This window comes from Pseudobutyrivibrio sp. 49 (assembly GCF_900100545.1).
In the GTDB taxonomy this organism is placed as follows: domain Bacteria; phylum Bacillota; class Clostridia; order Lachnospirales; family Lachnospiraceae; genus Pseudobutyrivibrio.
Genome location: NZ_FNDP01000002.1, coordinates 190148 through 214063, shown reverse-complemented (window position 1 = coordinate 214063; position 23916 = coordinate 190148). Strand labels below are relative to the sequence as shown.

The following is a 23916-nucleotide window of genomic DNA, read 5'->3' as shown; positions in this document are numbered from 1 at the left end:
CCAGAGAAGCTCATTCCACTTATCATCAACAATGCGCTTCAGGGCAAGGATCTTCCAGTATACGGTGATGGAAAGAACGTACGTGACTGGTTATATGTAGAGGATCACGCTAAGGGAATCGATATGGTTCAGGAGCAGGGTAAGCTTTTTGAGACATATAACATCGGTGGTCACAACGAGAAGCAGAACATTCAGATTATTCACATCATCCTTGATACACTTCAGGAGATGCTTCCAGAGGGAGACCCACGTAAGGAGCTTGTATCAGAGAAGCTTATTAAGTATGTAACAGATAGAAAGGGTCATGACAGACGCTATGCTATCGCTCCAGATAAGATTAAGGCTGAAATCGGTTGGTATCCAGAGACATGCTTCGAGGAAGGCATCAAGAAGACAATCGCTTGGTTCTTCGAGCACGAGGACTGGATGAAGAATGTAACATCTGGTGATTATCAGAAGTACTATAACGATATGTATTCAGGAAAATAAAAATGAAGAATTACGACTATCTTATAGTCGGCGCGGGCCTCTTTGGTGCGACTTTCGCCCATGAGGCTCTCAAGCGTGGTAAGAGCGTTTTAGTTATTGACCGTAGAGACCACATTGCCGGCAATATTTACACAAAAGAAGAGGATGGAATTAATGTGCACGTTTATGGAGCACATATTTTCCATACCAGCGACAAGAAGATTTGGGATTATATGAACCAGTTCGCTGAGTTCAATAATTATATTAATTCCCCAGTTGCAGTTTATGGAGATGAGCTTTACAATCTCCCATTCAACATGAATACTTTCTCTAAGATGTGGGGGATCAAGACTCCAGCAGAGGCTAAGGCAAAGATTGCAGAGCAGATTAAGGAGCTCAATATCACAGAGCCTAAGAACCTTGAGGAGCAGGCGCTTTCACTTGTTGGTACAGATGTTTACGAGAAGCTTATTAAGGGTTATACACAGAAGCAGTGGGGACGCCCATGTGATGAGCTTCCAGCCTTTATCATCAAGAGATTGCCACTCAGATTTACATACAATAACAACTATTTCAACGATAGATTCCAGGGAATCCCTATGGGTGGTTACACTCAGATTGTGGAGAAGATGCTTGAGGGCGCAGATGTTGTTCTCAGCCAGGATTATTTCGATATGGTTGGTGGCGTGGAGAACGCGCCCGAGTCAACAGAGGGCGAGCTCAACGATGGAACAAAGGTAAGCTGGGGCAAGCTTGTATTCACAGGTCAGATTGATGAATACTATGGTAGCTGCTACGGCGAGCTTGAGTATCGTTCTGTTCGTTTTGAGACAGAGAAACTTGATTGCGATAACTATCAGGGAAATGCAGTTGTAAATTATACAGCGGCAGATGTGCCTTACACACGTATTATCGAGCACAAGCATTTTGAGTTTGGACAGCAGCCTACTACCATTATTTCAAAGGAATATTCTTCTGAATGGCAGCCAGGTGTGGAGCCTTACTATCCAGTTAACAATGATAAGAACAATGCAGTTTACGAGGAGTACGCAAATCGTGCCAAAAGCGAGAAGAGTGTAATCTTCGGAGGACGCCTTGGTCAGTATAAATACTACGACATGGATAAGGTTGTAGCAGTAGCATTACAGTGTATTTCAGACAACATGGAGTAGACTAGAAGAATTATTGGGAGATGATGAATATGAGAGGAATATTGGAGAGCATACGATTTTTCTTTGCCACCAGCAAAGCAGCAAGAATTGCTTTGGCTGTAGTGGTGGGGGCATCTGCACTTGGTGCAGGCGGCGCAGGAATCTATGCTATCATGCATGACGATATCGAAGAAGAGGTAGTTGAAGAAGTAGAAGTTGAGGAAGAGGCAGCCGCGGAAGATGTCTATATTCCAAACTTCAAGAGTGTTGTACTTACCAGTGAATCTCTTGAAAAGGATTTGACAATATATTTCTCAGATGCAGAGGACAATGCAATTACAGGAGTACCATTTCAGGTTAAGCTTATAAAGAAAGATGCATCAGAGGGACTTAAGACATATATTGATGAAATATCAAAGATTGACTCAGATATTGCAGAAATTGCGGGACCATCTTTTGGAAAAAAAGCAGAAGATGAGGCTACAGAGGAAGATGCGGAAGAGTCATCAGAAGAAGCTGCAGATGAGACAAAAGAACCTGATGCTGAGAAGCTTCTTGCATTACTTCAGTCAAGAAATGTAGATATTACAGTAACAGATGAAAATGGTGAAGTTGTTGATACTCAGAAGGGTCACATTAAGGACGATCCACTTTACCAGTTGATTCTTGATAAAGAGACAGCTATCCAGTCATACGCCATGGCAGTTAAGGAAGCCGATGGTCAGGTTTATACAGATGATGACGAGGATGGTGTAATCTCAGAGAAGGACATGGAGCCAGGTGATTATGTAGCTTGCCTCATGTACGATTTTGATAACGAAGAGATTTATGAGCCTTCAGATTTTGCAACTGCAGTCAATGTAAAGGACAAGGTTGAATTCAAGGTTCAGAAGGAAATCAAAAAGCAGATTAAGAAGGATGTGGCAGCCGAGGATAATCAGCCAAAAGAGGCAGCTCCTGTTGAAGCAGTCCTTCAGGATACAGTAGAGTATGTTGCTTCCAGCAAGGTTGAAAATGGTGGCTCAGCCAAGGGAATTAAGGGCTCTGAGATTGCAGCACCTAAGTCAACTAAGGGTTCAAGCAAGGCTACAAAGAAGGGTGAAGGCAGAACTACTGTTGTGCACAAGCTCAAGCAGGAAGTTAAGAACTTCAATATCACTGTTATATATAAAGCAGATGATAAGGAGCTTGGCAAAGAAACAGTAGCAGTTCCACAGAATACAGAAAAAACATTTGATGCTAAGACATTTGATGGTTATACACTTACTTCTGAGAAGCAGTTAAAGGTAAAGGCAGACAAGGATAAGAGTATTGAGTTCAAGTATAAGAAGAATGCACCTTCTCCTAGCCCAACCACAACACCAAGTGTGAGTCCTAGTCCAACAGCAACACCTAGCCCAACAGCTAGTCCATCACCTACAACAACACCGGATCCTACAAAGGAACCAACTAAGGAGCCAACTAAGGAACCTACAAAAGAGCCTTCTAAGGAGCCAACAGCAACACCAACTCCAGAGGCTACACCATCACAAACATCTGATCCAACTCCAACACCGGAGAATCAGACAGGTGCGATTAACACAAGAAGACCGGTAGCTGTTTCTTTTACTACAAATAGATTTGTAACTTTAGCTGCAAGAGTTCGTAAAATCGCAGCTAACACAGCAACAGAAGAAAAAGCTACTCTTGATATGAGCTATTCAAATGGTGTGTTTACTATTACAGCAACAACAAATGTTGGTTCAGTAACAGTAAATGGCACTGCTGTAACAATGAAGGATGGCAAGGGTACCTTCACAGTCACAAAAGATGGTGATTATACACTTGCAGGTGTTCCAACATGGTCAGATAAGGTAGCAGCAACAGATGCAGAAAAGCTTTCTGTTACATATACAGTTTCAGGTTATGGCACAGCATCTACAGAGAGACTTAAGGATAAGGAAGGTCATGAGCTTTTCCTTGATGAGGCTCTTACAAAGCCAGCTACAGTAGCAGATTATGCAGCAGATAAGACATACTATTTCAAGGCTGCAAACTATATTTACTACGGATGGCAGTCAATTGGTGGCGCAAGCTACTACTTTGATAAGAATGGAAACAAGGTTACTGGCGAGCAGGTAATCCAGGGTGTTAAGTATAACTTTGGACCTGATGGAGCTCTTCTTGTGAAGGGCACAGGTATTGATGTTTCTAAGTATCAGGGAAATATTGATTGGAATCAGGCTAAGTCAGCAGTAAGCTTTGCGATTATCCGTTGCGGATATCGTGGACAGACTGATGGACAGCTTCACGAAGACCCATACTTCTACAAGAACATGAAGGGAGCCAAGGCAGCAGGCGTTGCTACAGGTGTTTATATCTTCTCACGTGCTGTTAATGAGGCAGAAGCTGTACAGGAAGCATCAATGGCAGTTGCCATGGCAAACAGTGCAGGCGGATGCGCATATCCAATCTTTATCGATATGGAAGATACAGCAAGAGGCGGCGGATTGTCAGCAGAACAGCGTACTGCTATCGCAAATGCGTTTATTGCTACAGTTCAGTCTTCTGGATACAAGGCAGGTGTTTACTGCAGTAAGAACTGGATGAACCAGAGAATGAATGCGGGCGGAATCAACGGCTCAGCATATATCTGGATTGCTCAGTACAATACATCTTGTACATACGGCGGTAAGTATTCAATCTGGCAGTACTCGTCAAAAGGCTCTGTTCCTGGTATTAAGGGAAATGTTGATATGAATAAATCATTTTTCTAATAACTAAAGAGTAAATTATATGAACAAAGAAAATAATATTGAAACACAAAAAAAATTCTTTCGCTTTGCAAGTAGCGTGGTTTTAGTAGCAGTACTAGCCACGCTCTTTGGCGTTATGTGGTACATGAGATTACAGTACCTTATGAATCCGTATACAAGATTCCTTGGCAAAGGAAATTATTTGATGATTGCGCTGTATGGCGTTATCACCATACTTATGATTAATACCTTCAAGGGCTTTGGCATTGGAACAGGTCGTATTTCTATCCTTACCATGTCACAGGCTATTGCCATGGGACTTGTAAATGTATTGGAATTCTTCATCATTATTTTGATGACAAGAATCAAATCTCTGATGTGGATTACACTTGGGTACATAATCGTTCTTACAGTGGCTGATGCGGTGGCAGTGCTTTTTGTTACTTACTTCAGCACCAAGCTTTACCGCATGATTTTTCCACCATTTTCAATCCTTAATATCTTTGGTGGATATGAAAATGATCTGGTTTGGAAGATGAATCAGCGTGCTGATAAGTACAGCATCACTGGTGAAATCAGCTGTAGAGAGCCAATTGAAAAGATCACAAAAGAGCTTGAGAATTACGATGCAGTTTTGATTAATGACGTTCCAGCAGAGACTAGAAACGATATCATCAAAGCATGTTTTGCCACAGGAAAGAGAGTATATTTCACACCTAAGATTTCAGATATTCTTATTAAGGGTTCAGACGAGGTAAATCTTTTCGATACACCACTTTATCTTTGCAAGAATGTTGGAATGGATGGAATTTCGGCAGCTATTAAGCGAGCAGGCGATATTTTGATTTCAGGAATTGGAATCATTCTTACATCACCAATTATGCTTGTTACAGCTATACTTATTCACAATTATGATGGCGGTCCAGCACTTTATAAACAGACTCGCTGCACCATTGGTGGAAAGGAATACAAGATTATGAAGTTCCGTTCCATGGTTATGGATGCGGAGAAGGATGGAAAGGCTCGCCTTGCCAGCGTAAATGATGACAGAATCACACCAATCGGACATTTCATCCGTGCTACTAGAATTGATGAGCTTCCACAGTTCTTCAATATCTTCAAGGGTGACATGTCAGTGGTAGGACCTCGTCCAGAGCGTCCAGAAATCATTGCTGAATACGTAAAGGAAGTACCTGAGTTTGCCTTCCGTACTCATGTAAAGGCTGGTCTTACAGGATATGCACAGGTTTACGGAAAGTACAACACCACCTCCTACGACAAGCTGAAGCTTGACATGATTTATTGTGAGAAATGTAGTGTACTTTTAGATATTCAGTTAATACTTATGACTTTGAGAGTTATTTTTACAAAGGAAGCCACAGAGGGTGTGGCTGAGGGAGAAACTAACGCAAATGTCCACAAGTAAAAAAGCATTAATGCACGCCCATACGGCGTACATGGTGACTCAATTTAATATCGACAATATTAAGATTTTGCAGGACCTGGGGTATACGGTAGATGTTGCCTGCTGTTGGCAGGATGACGACAGTGCCCTTAGCCCTGAGGCTATGAAGGAACGCCGCAAAAAGCTTGAAGATTTAGGTTGTCGCGTCATTGAGACAGCCAGTCTGCGAAAGATTTTTAACATTGCAGAGCTGAGCAAAGCCTATCATCAGATTAAGACAGAGGTGGAGACTAATCAGTACGAGATAGTCCACACTCAGTCGCCAATAGGCGGTGTTATCTGTAGATTAGCCTGCAGAAAAGCTAGAAAGCTATATGGCACAAAGGTGATTTATGCAGCCCATGGCTTCCACTTTTTCAAGGGAGCACCACTTAAGAACTGGATGGTGTTCTACAATGTGGAAAAGTACTGTTCAAAATTTACAGACCTGTTGATAACCATCAACAAAGAAGATTATGACAACGCGAGAAAGTTCCATGCCAAGCAGGTGGCCTATATTCCTGGAGCAGGAGTAGACACCCACAAATTTGTGGCAAGCGAGGATGGCAGAAGCCGTGTTCGTAAGGAGCTTGGCATAGATGACGATACCATCGTCCTTCTATCGGTAGGAGAGCTTATTCACAGAAAGAACCATGGGGAGGTTCTTAGAGCTCTGAAAATCATGAAGGACAATGGCACACTTCTAACACCTGACAGTGACGAGCGCGTTCAGCCTAAATACAAGCTGAAATATCTCATTGCAGGTAGGGGTAAGATTCAACATGAATTAGAGGAGAGCATCAAGCATCTTGGGTTGCAGGATTATGTGCAATTACTCGGTTTTAGAAGAGATGTGGCAGATGTATTCGCAGCAAGCGATATCTACGTGTTCCCATCTCATCAGGAGGGGCTTCCTGTAGCCCTTATGGAGGCAATGTCTGTTGGCATGCCTGTTGTCTGCAGCAAAATCCGAGGCAACACTGATTTGATTCAGGATGGCGAAGGTGGATATCTCTTCGATTCAAAGGATGCCAAAACCTTAGTGACAGCACTGAATAAAGCCCTCGTAGACAACGAGGACAAGCGTAAGCAGATGGGTGCTGTGAACATCGAGACAATGAAAGAGTTTGATAAAGAGAAGGTTAATGAGATCATGAGGGGGATTTATGATAGTCTTACACATATCTAAGTCAAACAAATACTCTGGCATGGAGAATGTTGCTATAAACATCATGAAATCCATGCCTGAAGATATTCGCTGTGTGTATCTCACAGCAACAGGTTCAATAGAGACAAAGCTATTGGATAACAATATTGAATACATTGGCATGGAAAAGATTGATGAGAAGGCCATCAAGGAAGTCATTGATGAGCTTCATCCAGATATCATCCATGCCTATGAATATGATGTGAGTCTCATGTGTACAAAGGTTACAGATGAGATTCCAATCATCAGCCATCTTTATTCACTTCCAAAATGGGTAGAGAGAATTGGTCCTAGGGCAGTTGTATACGGCAGTGCCTGCAAGAGCTTTGCCAAGATTATCGTTCCTAACAAAGCAGTGGAAGAAAAGGCATGGTTTAAGGACAATATGGAGGGCAGGACTGCAGTTCTTGGGGTTCCTTTTAATGCTGTAGCAGTCTTTGAAAGAGGCTATGTGGCAGCCACAGAAATGTCAAAGGAGAAGCTGGAAGGCTTCAAATCAGACCTGCTTTTCGTAGGTTATCTTACAGAGGACAAGAACCCTCTGGAATTTATAAAAATCGTTAAAGAAGTAAGTAAGACACACCCTGATATCAAGGCGATTATTGTGGGTGGTGGAGATTTGGGCAGCGAGTGCCTGAAGCTTATTACAAAGCTTAATTTGCTAGATAATATTAAAATGGTGGGAATGCAGCATAACCCATACATTTACATGAATCAGACAAAAATTTTAGTAGCTCCATCCAAGTTCGAGGGCTTTGGAATGGCAGCTGTGGAGGCTATGGCCTTTGGTCGTCCAGTCCTTGCAAGTAAGGTGGGTGGATTTATGGTCACAGTTGATGATTGCTGCGGTAAGATTTGTGGAAACGACAAAAAGCCTCTTGATAAAGATGCTTTTGTTTCGAATATAGAAGAGCTCCTGGATAACAGCGAGATATATCGCATGAAGTCTGACGGAGCCAGAAAACGTGCCAAAGCCTTGAACAACTTTGACACATACATGGAAGAAGTAGTTAAGATTTATGAGGATGTTTACAAAACTGTTAAATAAGCTGAAAAGTGCAGATTTTATATTGGTGACCATGTCTACCGTTGCCTGTTCTGCAATGTCTTTTATTTTCAGCGTTTACAATAAATCGCTGGTGAGCTCCCATTTACTGGGAATCTATCAGACATGTTTGCTGGCGATGACCTATATGAATTATGCTCAGTTTGGTGTACTCAATGCTTACAACAGAGACTATCCACAGGCCTTGGGTCGCAAGGATATGACAGAAGCTGGAAAGCTGAAAAATACAGCCATGACCTTTATGCTCATCATATATGCAGCCATTTTTGTTGTGTTTGAGGGCTGGGTGCTGATTCATTATCGTGGCAGTATTGGTACAGATACTGATGGAGCCAGATATGCCTTTGGTTATGCTCTTTGTCCTGTTCTCATTCTTTTAAAGAGCTTTGACGATATGTCAAATGCCACAGTGAGAATGAACGGACATTACAATAAATCAGCCATTATCGGATTTATCCGTACAGTGCTTGCACTTATCATTGGTGTGGCAGCTATCAACGTGGCAGGCTATTATGGACTTTACGCCATGACACTTTCATCGGCAGCACTTGGAATCATCATGTTTAGAAACGATGCATTCAAGGGTGCCAAGCTAAGCTTTGACTGGCCATATATGAAGCTCATGATTTTGGGAGGATTACCACTTCTCATTAACAGCCTCATTTGGACAATCGTTCAGTCAGTAGATAAGTTTGTTATTTTAGGATTTTTATCTACTGATGATTTGGGTGTATATTCAGTACCACTTATGGGATTTACCACAATGGTTCTGATTCCACAGACTATTTCACAGGTATTTTACATAAAGATTAGCCACCTTTACGGAGCAAATCACGATGAAAACGAAATGCTTGATAAGGCAGCGTACTTCAGCAGAATCACATCTGTTATTTCTGGTGCAGCCTGCTTATTCGTTTTCTATGTAATGCCTGTATTCGTACATTATTTCATGCCAATGTACACTGACGGAACAGCAGCTACACAGATTCTTGTTATCGGCGTAGCCATCTATGCCACAACAATGCTTTACGGAAATATCTTTTCGGTATTGAAGCTGAACAAATCACTTATAGCAAATTCAGTGGCACTGTGTATTTTTAACGCAGTATTCTCAAGCGCTTTAGTGTTGTTTGTAGATAGAAGTATAAACATGGTAGCAATCGGTACAGGATTATCCTATGCCCTTTACTCGCTACTACTTATGGTAAAGCTTGCTCACAGATTTAAGTATTCACTGGTAAAATTGCTTATCAACAGCTGGGGTCCAGCGGTGGCAATCATGGTGCCAGGTGTAGCAGTTTACATGCTGATGCGCTAGTGGGCTAAATTGACAAGAAAACCATTCTTAATTATTATAATATGATGCAAAAAATCGGCTAAAGAGGACAAAATTGAAACGTACATTATTTATAGGTTGTGTTGAAAGTTCATATGTATTATTGGAGGCTATGCTTGAAAAAGGCTACGTAGTTGATGGAATCATCACTATGGAAGAATCCAAAATAAATGCAGATTTTAAATCACTTGAGCCATTGGCTAAGGAATACAATATTCCTTGCATATGCACTAAGAACGTTAACGATGAAGAGACAGTAGGTTTTGCAAAGAAGATTAATCCAGAAGTAATTTATTGCTTCGGTTGGTCACGACTTATTGGAAAGGAATTATTAGCCCTTCCAAAATATGGTGTGGTAGGTTTCCACCCAGCAGCTCTTCCATGTAACAAGGGAAGACATCCACTTATTTGGGCATTGGTCCTTGGCCTTAAGAAGACTGCATCCACATTTTTTATTATGGATGAGGGAGCAGATACAGGCGATATTATCAGTCAGCGCGAGGTCTTTATTGATGAGAAGGATGACGCGCAGGATTTATATGACAAGGTTTTAGAGGTTGCAAAGGAGCAGGTGATTACCTTTACAAAGGAATTTGCAGAGGACAGAGTTCGACCTGTAAAGCAGGATCCAAATGCTGGAAACGCATGGCGTAAGCGTGGACGTATGGATGGTCAGATTGACTGGCGCATGTCTCCAAGAGCCATTTACAATTTAGTTCGAGGACTTACACGTCCTTATGTAGGTGCCCATTTTATGGCGGGCGAGCAGGAGGTTAAGGTTTGGAAATGTGAGTATGAGCTCACAGATGAATACTCTAACCTTGAGCCAGGTAAGGTATTAAAGGTGAATTCACAGACTGATTTCGTCATCAAAGCATACGACGGAATCGTTCATATATTAGACAGCGACGCTGTCAGTTTAAAAGAAGGAGATTATCTCTAAATGAAGGTAATGGTTATTTCACCACACCCAGATGATGAGACTCTGGGCGCAGGTGGAACACTTTTAAAATTGAAGTCAGAAGGTCATCAGATTTACTGGCTTAACATCACAAACATGAAGCCTGAGTACGGCTACAAGCCAGAGCGAATCGCAGAGCGCAACGCCGAGATTCAGAAGGTAAAGGAAGCCTATGGTTTTGATGGCTTTTACAATCTGGAGCTTGAGCCAGCAGGTGTGGACAAGATTGATTTAGGAAAATTCATTCCTATGCTTAAGGAAGTCTTCGAGGAGGTAAAGCCAGAGCTTTTACTTCTCCCATATCAGCATGATGTCCACTCAGATCATCGTGTGATTTTCGAGGCAGCTTATTCCTGCACAAAGTCATTCCGTGCACCATACCTTAAGACTGTTCTTGCAATGGAGATTTTGTCCGAGACAGATCAGGCCATGCAGGAAAGCGGGTTTGTGCCAAACGTGTTCGTGGATGTGACAGATTACATCGATAAGAAAATCGAAATCATGAACACATATGAAAGTGAAATTACAGCCCCTCCATTCCCTAGAAATGCAGAGGCTATAAAGGGCTTGGCTGCCTATAGAGGCGCTACAGCTTACTATAATTATGCGGAGGCTTTTTATCTTATTAAAAGCCGTCTAGATTAGGAGATAACATAGTGTACACTATTTGTTTTATGGCAAGACGTCCCTTCGATGACTTCTCGCCAGCAGTTTATAAGAAGCTTAAAAAAGAGCAGGATAAGGATATCAAAGGCGTATTTATTACTTGCAACAGCAAAGAGACTAAGTATATCTACGACAAGTTTGATAAGGACGAAGTGGTTGTTTGTGAAATCTCAGAGTTTATGAATAAGCACTGGGATGAATTCACCTTAGAGAAGCTCAAGGAATACGAAGAAAAGTATGATGCAGCTCCAATGTGGAAATACATCTATACAGACAGATTTTTAATATATCGAGATTACGATTATTGTGTTCACACAGCGGCAGGTCTATTTGCTTTCTGGGAGCACGTATTTACAACATATCATGTGGATTTCTTCTATGATGAGGTTATCGCTACACTTCTTACTTACACAGCTTATCTTGTTGGTAAGAAGACAAACACAGGCTATTATTCACTGATGTTTATGAGAGCCTGCGGCAAGGATCTTACTCATCATTACATCTTAAATGATCCATTTGAGAAGATTTACAACATGCCAGAGGATTATGCAAGTGTTCCTGTTACAGAGGAGCAGCGAGCAGAGGCAGAGGCTTTCCTTACAAAGTTTGAAGAGAAGCATTTGAAGCCTGCGTTCATGCAGTTCTCAGGTAAGAAGCCAAAGTGGCAGGCAAAGTTTTTCATCTTGCCATTCTTTTATTTAAGACAGAGATTTTTCAATCCATTTACAAGGGACAAGGGCTCATATATTTATTACAAGGCATATGAAGCTACAATGGACCCTATTAAATGGTACTTCAGATATCAGAAGGCTAAAAAGTATTTTAAGAAGGCCGATTTCAGCAAGAAATTCGTGTACTTTCCACTTCACCTTCAGCCGGAAGCTACCACAATCGTATGTGCACAAAAGTACGAAAAGCAGCTGTATTTCATCGATAATTTGGTGAAATCTTTGCCAGCAGATACTGTACTTTATGTAAAGGAACATTATTCATTCCTTGGAATTCGTCCAAACAGCTTTTATGAGCAGTTTTATCAGTATCCAAACGTAGTCTTAATCGACCCATGGGAGGATTCACTGAAGCTCATCGATAAGAGTGAATGTGTTGCCACACTTACAGGTACTGCAGGACAGGAGGCTATGCTTCTTCGTCATCCAGTATTTATGAGTGGAGACATTGTTTACACAGGCGCCCCTGGTGTTATGCACCTTGAGGAGGTCTTTGGAAATTACGAGAGCGCGTTAGCAAATTACAAGCAGCCATCTCGTGAGGATATTATCCAGTACCTTGCAGTTTACATGAGCTGCGCAAGACCAGGAAATACATATGTAATGAGTGAGGCTCGCTTACAGGATGAGAATATCTCTCTTGTAGCAGAGTCAATGTATAAATATTTTAAGGAGATGAAACATGAGTAAAGTTTTAGTTACAGGTTCAGATGGATTCATCGGTTCACATTTAGTAGAAGAGTTAGTTAAGAAGGGATATGAAGTAAAGGCCTTCGTTTACTATAATTCATTTAATAACTGGGGATGGCTCGACACACTTGATAAGAGCATCATGGATCACGTAGAGGTATTCGCTGGTGACGTCCGCGACCCTAACGGTGTTCGTGAGGCTATGAAGGGCTGCGACGCAGTATTCCACCTTGCAGCACTTATCGCTATTCCATTTTCATATCACAGCCCAGATGCTTATGTAGACACAAACATCAAGGGAACTCTCAATATCCTTCAGGCAGCAAGAGACCTTGGTACAAAGCGTGTTCTCGTCACATCTACATCAGAGGTTTATGGAACAGCTCAGTACGTGCCTATCGATGAGAAGCACCCATATCAGGGACAGTCACCATATTCTGCTACAAAGATTGGTGCAGACAGACTTGCAGAGTCATTCTATCGTTCATTTGATTTACCTGTTACTATCGTGCGTCCATTCAACACATTCGGACCACGTCAGTCAGCTCGTGCGGTTATTCCTACAATCATCACACAGCTTCTTGCAGGTAAGGAAGAAATCAAGCTTGGCAGTCTTACACCAACACGTGATTTCAACTATGTAAAGGATACAGCTAATGGTTTCATCGCTATGTACGAAAGCGACAAGACTATTGGTCAGGAAATAAATATCGCTACACAGAAGGAAATCTCTATCGGACAGCTCGCTGAGGAGCTTATCCGCCAGATTAATCCAAATGCAAGAATCATCTGCGATGAGGACAGACTTCGTCCAGAGAAGTCTGAGGTAAATCGTCTTCTTGGCTCTAACGAGAAGATTCTTCAGCTTACAGACTGGAAGCCTCAGTACACCTTCGAGCAGGGCCTTGCTGAGACCATTGAGTTCCTTCGTCACAACTTAGATAAGTATAAGGTAGATATTTACAACATTTAATTATGGAAAACGTTTTTATTAAAGAGACCGACACAATTTTACAGGCTATGAAGACCTTCGATGAAAGTGCCAGACGTACAGTTTTTATCGTTGATGAAAACATGAAATTAATCGCAGCGCTTTCAGAGGGTGATGTGCGCCGTTTTATTCTCTCAGGTGGAGATTTAAACAATCAGGTAAGCACCATCGCAAACTATCATCCACGCACCATGAAAGAGGATGATAGAGATGAAGCGAAGGAATTCCTCAGCCGTCACAATATCGAAGGCGTTCCAATTGTAGATGAGAATGGCATCGTTACAGACACCATCTTTTGGAGTGCTGGAAAGAGAACTAGACAGAGCGACCTTTCAGTACCTGTTGTCATGATGGCAGGCGGAAAGGGCACACGTCTTTATCCATACACACGTATTCTTCCAAAGCCACTTATTCCAGTAGGAGAGAAGCCTATTGCAGAGATTATTTTTGATGGCTTTGCGGAATACGGAATCAATCGCATGATTATGATTGTTAATCATAAGAAAAATATGATTAAGTCATATTTTGGTGAGGTGGAAAAGCCATACACAATCGAGTACGCAGATGAGGACACACCACTTGGAACAGGTGGCGGTCTTGCTCTTCTTCGCGGAAAGCTTGATGAGACATTTATCCTTACAAACTGCGATATCCTTATTGAGGATGATTATTCAAAGATTTATGAGCATCACAAAAAAGAGGGCAATGTAATCACTATGGTTTGCTCTCTCAGAAATTTCCAGGTGGCTTACGGCGTGGTAGAGTTTGGTGAGCACGGAAATATTACAGATATGAAGGAGAAGCCAGAGTTTAGCTTCTTCACAAATACAGGCATCTACGTGGTAGAGCCAGAGGTATTTGACTACATCAAGGACGGCGAGTTCATCGGCTTCCCAGATATCATCAACCGCATCAAGGATGATGGTAAGAAGGTAGGTGTATATCCAATCAACGAGAATTCATGGATGGATATGGGCCAGCTTGACGAGCTTAGCAAGATGGAAAATCGACTAAGAGGAAAGTAATCTCAAAAGGGGAATATTTTTGGAAAAATTAAAATCTTATTTTTCGGAAATGAATAAAGAAAAGGCATTAAAGATTGCTGCTGTAGTACTTGCAGCAGCAACACTTATTTTTGGAGTGTACTTCTATTTCGCAAATTGCTTTAATTCAGCAGCTTCAAAACGAACCAATTTCTATTATGGAATTATCTTCCTGGTGATGTTTGCTATCACTATATATATCCTTAGATTATTGATACTGGATAAGAAGTGGAATTATCCGAGACTGTTTGTAATTACAGCGCTTGCCTGGACATTCTGTATGCAGTTTGTAATGCCTCCAATTTCAGGCGTTGATGAGGTGGAGCATTATTACAGTGCATATCATTGCTCTAATATCATGATGGGTATGAAGGACCAAAACATTGGCTTTGATCAGTATCATGGAATGATTTGGACTGATGAGACCTTCTTCTACATGAGAGCAGAAGATTATTATATGATGCCATATCTGGATGTTACATTCCCTTATCAGTATGCAGTCCTTGCGAACGGAACATGGATTAAGCATGCGGAAGATTTGCAGGAAAATGTTGAATGCCACATCGCTCCAACAAAGGCTTCCCGATATTTAGTTTCAGGATTGGGAATCACAATCGCAAGATTATTAGGCTTTGGCTTTGCTGGAGTAATGTTTATGGGACGATTTATGAATTCCTTGTCCCTTATTATTGCTGGATGGATTGCATTGAAATTACTTCCAGTAGGAAAGCATCAGTTTTTCACCTTCGGATTATTCCCTGCAGTATTAAATCTTTGCAGCTCATATTCATACGATAACATGAGTATTTTATTCTCATTGGCACTTCTTACCTTGTGCCTGTATTACAGCCAGCCACAGGTAAAACTCCATGCATGGGATTTGATAATACTTGGTGGATGTGTATTAATGCTCATCCCTAATAAGACTGTTTATGCGTTATTTGCAATCTGGATTTTCGCCATTCCAGTTAAAAAATGGTGGTCAGATGTAGCACTTAGTAAGAAGTGGTACGAATATGCTATTTTAGCAGTTATTATCGCTGGCGCGGCTGTTGTATTTGAAAAAGTAGTAGTTAAGTATTATTGGCGAATTCGTAAGATGATTTTTTGGACTTATAGCGATAGCGTTTCAGAGGTTGATCCTAGCAGACAGGTATGGAGCTGGGAGTACTTCCAGGACCATAAGCTGGAAACACTTAAGTTCGCATGGAATGGAATTAAATTAGATTTCTGGTATAACATTAAGCACGTTGTTGGTAGCGAATTGGGACATGTAATGTTAAATGCGCAGGTGCCAATGGCTTGCATTATGACTATGTTGATTCTTTTGATTGTAGGAATCATCTTAATCAAGGGAAATCGTATAAAGAAGTGGCAGTATGTAGTTTTCGGCTTGGGTTTATTTATCTGCCTTTTAGCAATATTCGTTGGATGTATGACTAGATTTACACCAACAGACAGCCAGAGAATTCAGATTTCATACAGATACCTGATTCCGCTGTATATGTCTTTATGCATCATACTTGGAACAGATGCTAAGGAAAACAAGCTTTCACTAGCGTTGATTTACATACAGAATCTTGCGTTAGTGTTCTCAATGTGCGGACTGTTATATTACCTCTTCCATTTACGCGATGGAATGCCAGCTCCGTTCTAGTAATAAATACAAATAGAGAGAATATATGAAAAAACATATTTTGATAGTATGCCAGTTCTTTTACCCAGAGCCATTTCGTATAAGCGATATTGCTTTTGAGTGGGTGAAGAGAGGCTATAAAGTAACAGTGGTGACAGGATTACCTAATTACCCAGAGGGTAAGGTATATCCTGGTTATGGATTATTCAAAAAGAGAAGAGAGACAATCAATGGGGTGGATGTAATCCGCATCCCTGAGATACCTAGAGGCAAGAACAAATTTGGTCTCGTGCTGAATTATTTCAGCTTCCCATTCTTTGGTTTCTTTTGGAATTTATTTACAAATATAAAAGCGGATGAGGTGTTCATGCTGGAGACCTCACCTATGAATCAGTGCAAGGTAGGCGTGGCATATGCAAAGAAGCATAAGGTGCCATGCTACTTGTATGTTCAGGACTTGTGGCCTGAGAACGTGGAGATGATTACAGGAATCCACAGCCCTATCGTAATTAAGCCAATAGAGAGAATGGTTAGAAAGATTTACAAGGGTTGTACACATATCTGGGGTACCAGCCCTAGCTTTGTAGAAGCGATTCGCAAATACGTAGATCCTGCAGAGCATGACAAGGTCAGCTTCTGGCCTCAGTATGCTGAGGAATTTTACGAGCCAAAGGAGAAGAAGGCTCACAAGGGCTTCAATGTAGTCTTTACAGGAAACATTGGACAGGCTCAGGGACTTGAGATTCTTCCTGAGGCAGCCGCCATTATCAGAAAGGAAGGCATAAAGGATATTCGCTTTACCATCGTAGGAGATGGAAGAGCACGTCATACATTTGAGGACAGCATTACAAAAGCAGGTGTATGGGATTTATTCGAATTCACAGGCCGTGTAAAGGCTACAGAGGTGTCAGACATCCTCGCAACAGGAGATGCTGCTTTCCTTTCCTTTGCAGATGACGATCTTTTTGCAAAGACTATTCCTGCAAAGCTTCAGTCCTACATGGCCTGCGCAATGCCTATCATTGCCTCAGCCAAAGGTGAGACAGTGCGCGTAATCAACGAGGCTGAGTGTGGACTTTGCTCAGATATCGGAGATGCCGAAGCCTTGGCAAAAAATATCATCCGAATGAGGAGCCTTCCAGAGAAATACCTGCAGGAAATGGGCGAGAATGCATATGCCTATAATAAAGAGCACTTCGAGAAGAAGAAGCTGATGGATGAGATTGACGAATACATGAGGTAAATCATGAAAACATGTTTTGCAACAGTTATATACAAACAGGCTAGGCCTTATCTACAGGAATTATTAGATTCCGTGGATAACCAGACAGATAAAGATACTGACTTGTTGATAATCAATGATAATTACACAGAGTCTGAATTAGCAGAGCTAGACTTACCAGACTATGCAGTTGTTGTAGATTGTCATGATAAGCAGTTATCAATAGTCCAAACCCGCATAGAGATGCTAAAACAAGCCAAGAAACTAGGCTATGACTTAGCTATCCTGATAGATGCAGATGATGCCTGTTCAGCTACCAGAGCTGAGGAGTACAAGAAGGCCTATGAATTAGACAAAACAAAGGTATTCTTTTATAATGAATTCGTTACAGAAGATGGCGAGAAGGTGTTCAAAACACTGCCAGAGACTGTGACAGATATAAAGCAGATTTCCCAGCAAAATTTCCTTGGGTTATCAAATACAGGTATTAATCTAAATGCTATTTCAGAGGAGTTTTTAGATAGTCTTAATGAGTGCACCTCCCCAGTATTTGACTGGTATCTTTTCACGAGATTACTTTTGGATGTGGGTAATGGCATTATGGTAAAAAATGCTGCAACAATTTATCGTATCTACGAAAATAACACTGCTGGTACCAGCCGTGACTTAAAGAAGGAATATGATGTAAAACAAAAGCATTACAGCATTCTTTCTGGTAGATATGAGTATTTTAAAAAATTAGCTAATAAGCTTCAGGGTGTTCGTGAGGACAGCTTGAAATTATCAATAAATCACCAGGGTTACTGGTGGAGTGATATTCAAATGGAGGAATAAACAATGAGATTTAATTATCAGGCAATGGTTGAAGGAAATCAGAGACCATATATTATTGCAGAGCTTGGTGCTAATCACAACGGTGATATGGAGCTTGCCAAGACTCTTATCAAGACAGCAAAGGAGTGCGGTGCTGACGCTGTTAAGCTTCAGTCATGGACAGTAGACGACCTCTTCTCAAAGAAGAAGTATGAAGACAACTATTTCCTTGGAGATGATTACAGAAACCGTACAGACTATACATTAAAGTCAGTTATGGAGGCTTATGCAGTTTCTAAGGAGCAGCATGTTATGCTTCAGAAGTACTGCGAGGAGCTTGATATCGATTTTGTATCTACACCATTCTCAATGGCTGGTGCAGATTTCCTTGTTGATGAGCTTCACGTACCATATCTTAAGGTTGCATCACTTGATGTAGACAACATTCCATTCCTTAGACACGTTGGTAGCAAGGGTGTTCCTGTTGTTATCTCTACAGGTCTTACAGGTATGGATGATGTTTGTGCAGCGGTTCAGGCTCTTGAAGAGGGTGGCTGCCACGAGATCGTTATCCTTCATTGTGTATCTATGTACCCACCAAAGGATGAAAATGTAAACCTTAACAACATCGATATGTACAACATGGTATTTGATTATCCAGTTGGTTACTCAGATCATACAATCGGAACAGTTGCTCCTATCATGAGCATCGCAAAGAACGTATGCATCATTGAGAAGCACTTCACAATGGATAAGAACATGGAAGGTTGGGATCACAAGGTTAGTGCTGACCCAGCAGAGCTTAAGGCTATCTGTGATGCAGCTCGCCAGGGTTACAACATGCTTGGTAACTATCACAAGGTGGTTGTTGAGGATCAGAACCGTCGTGATGAGTTTAAGCGTTCAATCGTTGCAAAGCACGACATGCCAGCTGGTCACGTGCTCACATTTGAGGATCTCGATTACAAGCGCCCAGGTACAGGAATTTCTCCAAAGTACTATGAGGCTCTTATCGGACGTGAGCTTAAGCATGACGTAAAATATGATGATATCTTCACATGGGGTGATTTCTAAAATGATAGCTTTTATTCCAGCCCGAGGCGGAAGCAAGGGCGTCCCTGGAAAAAACATAAAAGAGCTTTGTGGCAAGCCTCTTATCGCATATACGATAGAGGCCTGCAAGAAGGCAAAGCATATCGATAGAGTCATTGTCACAACAGATGACGAAGACATTGCTAAAGTGGCAAGAGAGTATGGCGCAGAGGTTCCATTTATGCGTCCGGATTATTTAGCAAGCGACACAGCCTCTGCTGTAGACGTATATATTCATGCAGCAGAATTCGTAATGAATGAGACAGGCGAAAAGCTTGATAAATTTATGGTGTGCCTTCCTACAGTGCCTTGTAGAGATGAGCATCATATTGATGAGGCTATTGAAAAGTTCGAGGATGATCAGTCTACAACACTCATTTCATTTACAGAGGCAGAGACACCTCCAGGCTGGTATCACGTGGTAGATGAAAATGGTCGAGTAAGCAATGCAGGCTTTGGAGCTGCAGGTTCCAACATTGCAAACCGTCAGACCAATGCCACTTTCTATATTCCAAACGGAGCCATCTACATCCTTGATTATGAGCTCCTGAAGGAAAAGAGAACATATTACTGCGATAACACCACTACATACGTGATGTCACGAGAGGATTCAGTAGATATCGACTATCCAATCGATTTTGAAATCGCAGAATTAATGATGGAGAAAAAACTTGATAATAATTAGAGCATTAGCCTTTCTGCTTTTCTTCACAGTTATTCCGATGGCAGTGGGTCGACTAATTACATATAAGGCGCGTGTGAGCCTGACAGAAGAGTATCTTATCGGTTTTTTTGGAAACCTTGGGATATTTTATATATTGTACTCTGTTATAGCATGGCTTCAGCTTTGGGTTACAATGGGTGAAGCTGTTACAGGTGCATTTACATTATTACTAAAAGCGTATTTTCCATTGATTGCAGTGCTTTTGATAGCGTGGTTGGTTTTAGAGCGTAAAAGTTTTTCTGCTGGCATAAAGACAGCTACAACAAAGTTTGGAATTATAACAAAAAAAATATTTACTGATGGATTTACAGTAATTTATTTCTTAGCATTTATGGCAGTGTTAGTGCTTCAGCTATATATGGCTTATGGCTATGAGGTCAATGAATGGTCATATGATGATTATGATTACGTGGTATCCAGCAAGGATACTATCACATACGATGCACTTTCCTATGTAAATATCATAGACGGCACCATGCCTAACACCTTGGAAAAAAGACTGGCCTATTCGTGGGATTCCTACATTGCCATGCTTTCAAAGGTATCTGGTTTTGAGGTTACTACAGTTTGTCACACTATTTTACCAGTGCTTTTCCTATTGATAGCTTACGGCGTTTATTACTATATAGCCCAGTTTATTTTTGAGAAAACAGATGACAGATTGATATTCTTATTAATCCTGTCTTTTGCTTATATTTTTGGATTGTATTCCCATTACTCAGTAACCTTCAGATTATTGGGGGCAATATGGCAGGGAAAGGCTGTGCTTACAGTTATAGCCATTCCTTTTTTTACTATGTATTTGATTAAAAGCTACAGCAGTACGCTAAGCAATGGAAGAATTTTACCAATAATAGCCATTTCTATGGGGGCAAGCTCGCTTACTTCCCTGGGAATTATATTCATTCCAATCATGGCAGTTATTACATGGGTTCTTATGTGTGCCTACAACAAGAGAATCTATGGCATCAGATATTTGATTGCCAGTCTTGTTGGTCCAGCATATTTGGGTGTTTTCTACACACTTATCTGGATGCTTCAGAGTGATGCTACTGGTGGCAGTGATCAGTATTTTCCGTTTAGAAGAAGACATGAATGGTGGTACAAATGGTTCAAAGAGAATATTTAGTTAGTATCACTAAGGACTACTGGAATGACTTTGGCTATGCCAGTCTTTTCGTCCTTGCTCTTCTAGGGATACTAATTCTTGAAAAAGAAAAGATAAAGAGATTTGCCTTTTTATGGTACTCTCTTTTGACAATAATATTGATTTATAATCCGATATCGTTATTGATTTTTAAGAGGTTTTTGGAGCCATCTACCTTTGATCAGTACTATCTTAGATTTTACGGATTAGTACCGATTATGATGGTGATTGCCTATGGCTATACATTAGCCATAAAAAGGTTTAACGGCCTTAAAAAGCTTTTATGCGTTGGATTGTCATGTGTGATAATCGGAGTTCTTGGTCATTGCATCTACACACAGGACTGGTTCACAAAGGCAGAGAACCGAAATAAGGTACCTCAGGATGTGGTTACTATCTGCGATTTGTTTGCAGATTATGAAGGTGACACCATTAGAATTATGGCGCCACAGAAAGTCGCAGTATATCTTAGACAGATGGATAGCAGATTTTCAATGCCATACAGCCGCTCACTTCCAAATGAGGCATATGAGCTTACAAATGAGAAGCCAGATCCATCACAGGTGGTGGAATATGCCAAGGAAAACGATGTGGATTACGTGGTTGTTTCAGCGGTAGAAAATGTGCTTTACAGCTATTTGAATTACGGATTTACCATGTACGGACGTACCGCAAATTACGCTGTGCTAATGCCAAACGACCCTACTTGGCTCCTCACAGAATACGAGGATAAATCCGGCGACCAAGGATTGGCATATACACTAAAAAATATTAACGATGGAACACTGATTGTGATAGATGGTGGTAATGCTGGAAATGAGCAGCAGATGCGAGATGTGATAAACGAGAACGGGGGCACAGTTGATGCCTGGATTCTCACCCATTACCACAAGGATCACATGGATACTTTCAATGCTATCTATGAGAATCCACAGGGTATAAAGATTAAAGAAATCTATGTTACACCACTTGATGCAAAGACTTTCTACAGTCTGAATTTACAGGAGTGGGATGATGTAGATACCTATGAAAAATTCCAGGAAATAACAGAGGACGCTGAAAATATTAATTATGTTAAGCGCAATCAGGTTTTGGAATATACAGATGGCTTGAAGCTTACATTCTTCAACGCCATGGACGACATCGTACTTAATTCAGAGGGACGAGAGGACATTCCTAATAACGACTCACTGGTATTTAAGATTGAAACAGATAAGCGAAGCGCATTTATTTGTGCTGACGCTCACAGCAAATATATTGCAGAATATTTGGTAAAGACCTACGGAGATAAACTGGATTCAGACATTCTCCAGTGCGCACACCATGGAAATAACAGCATGCCTACAGAGACTGGCTTTTATGAAGCAGTATCTCCTGAGGTGGCAATATTTGACGGGCCAGACTGGCTTATGACAAGCCCAGAGTATACAGCAGGCGCTTTGGCTGCATATTTAAAAGATATGGGCGCAAGAATCATTTGGTACAAGACAGCACCGAATGTATTTGGACTATAAGTGGAGATAAATGTAATGGATTTCATTAGGAAGAATAAAAAGCTAATCTCAATAATATTGCTTGCACTAATCATATATGTGAGATGTGACCACGGCGTTGTATTCACATACGCTAAGGTGATTAATCTTGCTGCAGATTTCTTGGGATTTGCTTACTGTCTTATTCTTACAAAAGAAGATTTTCAGAAGACAAAGGAAAGTATCTTTAATGTAGCCATATTGTGGCTGATTATTTTCCAGGCTTTAGTTTTTGTGTATGGTCATTTCAACCTCTTTGATGGAAATAACATATATAGCATGCAGTACACAATACTTACTATTCTTCCAGCAGTACTTTGCTACGAAATCCTTTGGCACAATAGAGATGAGCTTATTGAAATACTTAGCTCAGTGGGAGCCATCGTTATTGTAGCTACATATATCACTACAATTAAGTATGATTACCTTTGGGGCCTTGCTCTACAGGGGCAATTCTATAGACTGGGAAAGGTACCTGGAGGAACAGATATTGACACAGGAAACCTTTACCTGCTTATGCTTATTCCTATTATGTATTCCGTAATAGTATTAAAGAAGCTTAAGCCATATTTATTCTTTGCAATTTTAGGAGCAGTGGGAATAGTACTTACTGGCTCAAAGTCATCAGCACTTCCATTTATTTTTGTAGTGGGAATCATGCTTCTTGGCACAGCAAAGAATTCAAAAGATGTAAAAAAATACATTGGAATCATGGTAGGATTTGTAGCTATTATGGCCATCGCCATCCTTACCGTTCCAATGCTTTATCGTATTATCGGATATAGAATCGTGGAGATGTTTACTGCATTCGGCAGCACCGAGTTTGATTTGCACACAAGTACAGGTCAGAGATTAGCTGTAATGGATGCCTTTAAAAAACATTTCTGGGAGACTCCATTATTTGGACATGGCTTTTATTCCTTTGTAACAATGCCATATTCAAAGCTTGAGGAATACCGAGAGGGTACAGAGTATTTCTACAGAAATATTCAGACTCACATGAACTATATGGAGCTACTTTTTAGCTTCGGATTTTTAGGATTTGTAGCATATTACTGGTTCCCAGTGAAACTTGTGATTGACACCATAAAGACACACAGCAAGGAAGTAAAGCTTATTTGCCTGTCACTTTTGGTTTCCTTCTTCTTCATAGATTTGGGACTTGATATGTACTATAAATACATGACACCTTACTATACTTATTTATTAATTTACATATTTTTAAGGAGAGGAAGTAAGGAGAACTAACAGACTACAATGGGAG

General features: G+C 40.9%; 20 protein-coding genes. All 20 read left to right on the top strand.

The genetic code is table 11. The features are described 5' to 3' along the window. The coding region (locus BLP54_RS04260) for a GDP-mannose 4,6-dehydratase (protein WP_143001989.1) at positions 1 to 489 on the top strand (489 nt) is incomplete at its 5' end. Positions 490 to 491: 2 nt separating this feature from the next. Then, positions 492 to 1640: a UDP-galactopyranose mutase gene (gene glf / locus BLP54_RS04255; RefSeq protein WP_090167119.1), complete on the top strand. Its 1149-nt coding sequence runs from the start codon at positions 492 to 494 to the stop codon at positions 1638 to 1640. A 29-nt stretch (positions 1641 to 1669) separates the two neighbouring features. Continuing rightward, positions 1670 to 4375, top strand: coding sequence for a GH25 family lysozyme (locus BLP54_RS04250; protein WP_090167117.1), 2706 nt, complete (start codon positions 1670 to 1672; stop codon positions 4373 to 4375). 19 nt (positions 4376 to 4394) lie between these two features. Then, positions 4395 to 5780 carry a sugar transferase gene (locus BLP54_RS04245; RefSeq protein ID WP_090167115.1) on the top strand — a complete coding sequence of 462 codons (1386 nt, stop codon included), beginning with the start codon at positions 4395 to 4397 and terminating at the stop codon, positions 5778 to 5780. After that, a complete protein-coding gene (locus BLP54_RS04240; protein ID WP_090167113.1) occupies positions 5767 to 6987 on the top strand; it encodes a glycosyltransferase family 4 protein in 1221 nt (406 codons plus the stop codon). The genes BLP54_RS04245 and BLP54_RS04240 overlap by 14 nt, the downstream gene beginning before the upstream one ends. Beyond that, entirely contained in the window at positions 6965 to 8053 is a 1089-nt protein-coding gene (locus BLP54_RS04235; protein WP_090167111.1) for a glycosyltransferase family 4 protein, read from the top strand. Before BLP54_RS04240 ends, BLP54_RS04235 begins: the two co-directional genes overlap by 23 nt. Positions 8054 to 8198: 145 nt before the next feature. After that, complete coding sequence (locus BLP54_RS04230; protein ID WP_176754466.1) at positions 8199 to 9389, top strand: oligosaccharide flippase family protein; 1191 nt, start codon at positions 8199 to 8201, stop codon at positions 9387 to 9389. Between the two features lie 73 nt (positions 9390 to 9462). After that, the gene (locus BLP54_RS04225) at positions 9463 to 10350 is read left to right on the top strand and encodes a formyltransferase family protein (protein ID WP_207646775.1); all 888 of its coding nucleotides are present in this window, start codon (positions 9463 to 9465) and stop codon (positions 10348 to 10350) included. After that, the gene (locus tag BLP54_RS04220) at positions 10351 to 11013 is read left to right on the top strand and encodes a PIG-L deacetylase family protein (protein WP_090167107.1); all 663 of its coding nucleotides are present in this window, start codon (positions 10351 to 10353) and stop codon (positions 11011 to 11013) included. Between the two features lie 11 nt (positions 11014 to 11024). Further along, positions 11025 to 12452, top strand: coding sequence for a capsular polysaccharide export protein, LipB/KpsS family (locus BLP54_RS04215; RefSeq protein WP_090167105.1), 1428 nt, complete (start codon positions 11025 to 11027; stop codon positions 12450 to 12452). Beyond that, complete coding sequence (locus tag BLP54_RS04210) at positions 12445 to 13425, top strand: NAD-dependent 4,6-dehydratase LegB (RefSeq protein ID WP_090162346.1); 981 nt, start codon at positions 12445 to 12447, stop codon at positions 13423 to 13425. Before BLP54_RS04215 ends, BLP54_RS04210 begins: the two co-directional genes overlap by 8 nt. 2 nt (positions 13426 to 13427) lie before the next feature. After that, a complete protein-coding gene (locus tag BLP54_RS04205) occupies positions 13428 to 14468 on the top strand; it encodes a sugar phosphate nucleotidyltransferase (protein ID WP_090167103.1) in 1041 nt (346 codons plus the stop codon). Between the two features lie 19 nt (positions 14469 to 14487). Continuing rightward, positions 14488 to 16143: a DUF2142 domain-containing protein gene (locus tag BLP54_RS04200; RefSeq protein ID WP_090167102.1), complete on the top strand. Its 1656-nt coding sequence runs from the start codon at positions 14488 to 14490 to the stop codon at positions 16141 to 16143. Positions 16144 to 16168: 25 nt separating this feature from the next. Next, positions 16169 to 17365 (top strand): glycosyltransferase family 4 protein, encoded by a 1197-nt coding sequence (locus tag BLP54_RS04195; RefSeq protein ID WP_090167100.1) that lies wholly within the window; start codon positions 16169 to 16171, stop codon positions 17363 to 17365. A 3-nt stretch (positions 17366 to 17368) separates the two neighbouring features. Next, positions 17369 to 18178 (top strand): glycosyltransferase family 2 protein, encoded by an 810-nt coding sequence (locus tag BLP54_RS04190; protein WP_090167097.1) that lies wholly within the window; start codon positions 17369 to 17371, stop codon positions 18176 to 18178. Between the two features lie 3 nt (positions 18179 to 18181). After that, complete coding sequence (locus BLP54_RS04185) at positions 18182 to 19231, top strand: N-acetylneuraminate synthase family protein (protein WP_090167095.1); 1050 nt, start codon at positions 18182 to 18184, stop codon at positions 19229 to 19231. A gap of 1 nt (position 19232) precedes the next feature. Then, entirely contained in the window at positions 19233 to 19934 is a 702-nt protein-coding gene (locus tag BLP54_RS04180) for an acylneuraminate cytidylyltransferase family protein (RefSeq protein WP_090167093.1), read from the top strand. After that, the gene (locus BLP54_RS04175; RefSeq protein ID WP_090167091.1) at positions 19921 to 21102 is read left to right on the top strand and encodes a DUF6077 domain-containing protein; all 1182 of its coding nucleotides are present in this window, start codon (positions 19921 to 19923) and stop codon (positions 21100 to 21102) included. The genes BLP54_RS04180 and BLP54_RS04175 overlap by 14 nt, the downstream gene beginning before the upstream one ends. Further along, positions 21081 to 22634, top strand: a complete 1554-nt coding sequence (locus BLP54_RS04170; protein ID WP_090167089.1) for a ComEC/Rec2 family competence protein — start codon at positions 21081 to 21083, stop codon at positions 22632 to 22634. The genes BLP54_RS04175 and BLP54_RS04170 overlap by 22 nt, the downstream gene beginning before the upstream one ends. Before the next feature lie 15 nt (positions 22635 to 22649). Further along, positions 22650 to 23900, top strand: coding sequence for an O-antigen ligase family protein (locus BLP54_RS04165; RefSeq protein ID WP_090167087.1), 1251 nt, complete (start codon positions 22650 to 22652; stop codon positions 23898 to 23900). Positions 23901 to 23916: the final 16 nt, after the last annotated feature.

Bases quoted from the DNA above. Each gene is read 5' to 3' on its own strand.
- glf (WP_090167119.1), top strand. From the start codon at position 492: ATGAAGAATTACGACTATCTTATAGTCGGCGCGGGCCTCTTTGGTGCG.
- BLP54_RS04250 (WP_090167117.1), top strand. From the start codon at position 1,670: ATGAGAGGAATATTGGAGAGCATACGATTTTTCTTTGCCACCAGCAAA.
- BLP54_RS04245 (WP_090167115.1), top strand. From the start codon at position 4,395: ATGAACAAAGAAAATAATATTGAAACACAAAAAAAATTCTTTCGCTTT.
- BLP54_RS04240 (WP_090167113.1), top strand. From the start codon at position 5,767: ATGTCCACAAGTAAAAAAGCATTAATGCACGCCCATACGGCGTACATG.
- BLP54_RS04235 (WP_090167111.1), top strand. From the start codon at position 6,965: ATGATAGTCTTACACATATCTAAGTCAAACAAATACTCTGGCATGGAG.
- BLP54_RS04230 (WP_176754466.1), top strand. From the start codon at position 8,199: ATGAATTATGCTCAGTTTGGTGTACTCAATGCTTACAACAGAGACTAT.
- BLP54_RS04220 (WP_090167107.1), top strand. From the start codon at position 10,351: ATGAAGGTAATGGTTATTTCACCACACCCAGATGATGAGACTCTGGGC.
- BLP54_RS04210 (WP_090162346.1), top strand. From the start codon at position 12,445: ATGAGTAAAGTTTTAGTTACAGGTTCAGATGGATTCATCGGTTCACAT.
- BLP54_RS04205 (WP_090167103.1), top strand. From the start codon at position 13,428: ATGGAAAACGTTTTTATTAAAGAGACCGACACAATTTTACAGGCTATG.
- BLP54_RS04195 (WP_090167100.1), top strand. From the start codon at position 16,169: ATGAAAAAACATATTTTGATAGTATGCCAGTTCTTTTACCCAGAGCCA.
- BLP54_RS04190 (WP_090167097.1), top strand. From the start codon at position 17,369: ATGAAAACATGTTTTGCAACAGTTATATACAAACAGGCTAGGCCTTAT.
- BLP54_RS04185 (WP_090167095.1), top strand. From the start codon at position 18,182: ATGAGATTTAATTATCAGGCAATGGTTGAAGGAAATCAGAGACCATAT.
- BLP54_RS04180 (WP_090167093.1), top strand. From the start codon at position 19,233: ATGATAGCTTTTATTCCAGCCCGAGGCGGAAGCAAGGGCGTCCCTGGA.
- BLP54_RS04170 (WP_090167089.1), top strand. From the start codon at position 21,081: ATGGTTCAAAGAGAATATTTAGTTAGTATCACTAAGGACTACTGGAAT.
- BLP54_RS04165 (WP_090167087.1), top strand. From the start codon at position 22,650: ATGGATTTCATTAGGAAGAATAAAAAGCTAATCTCAATAATATTGCTT.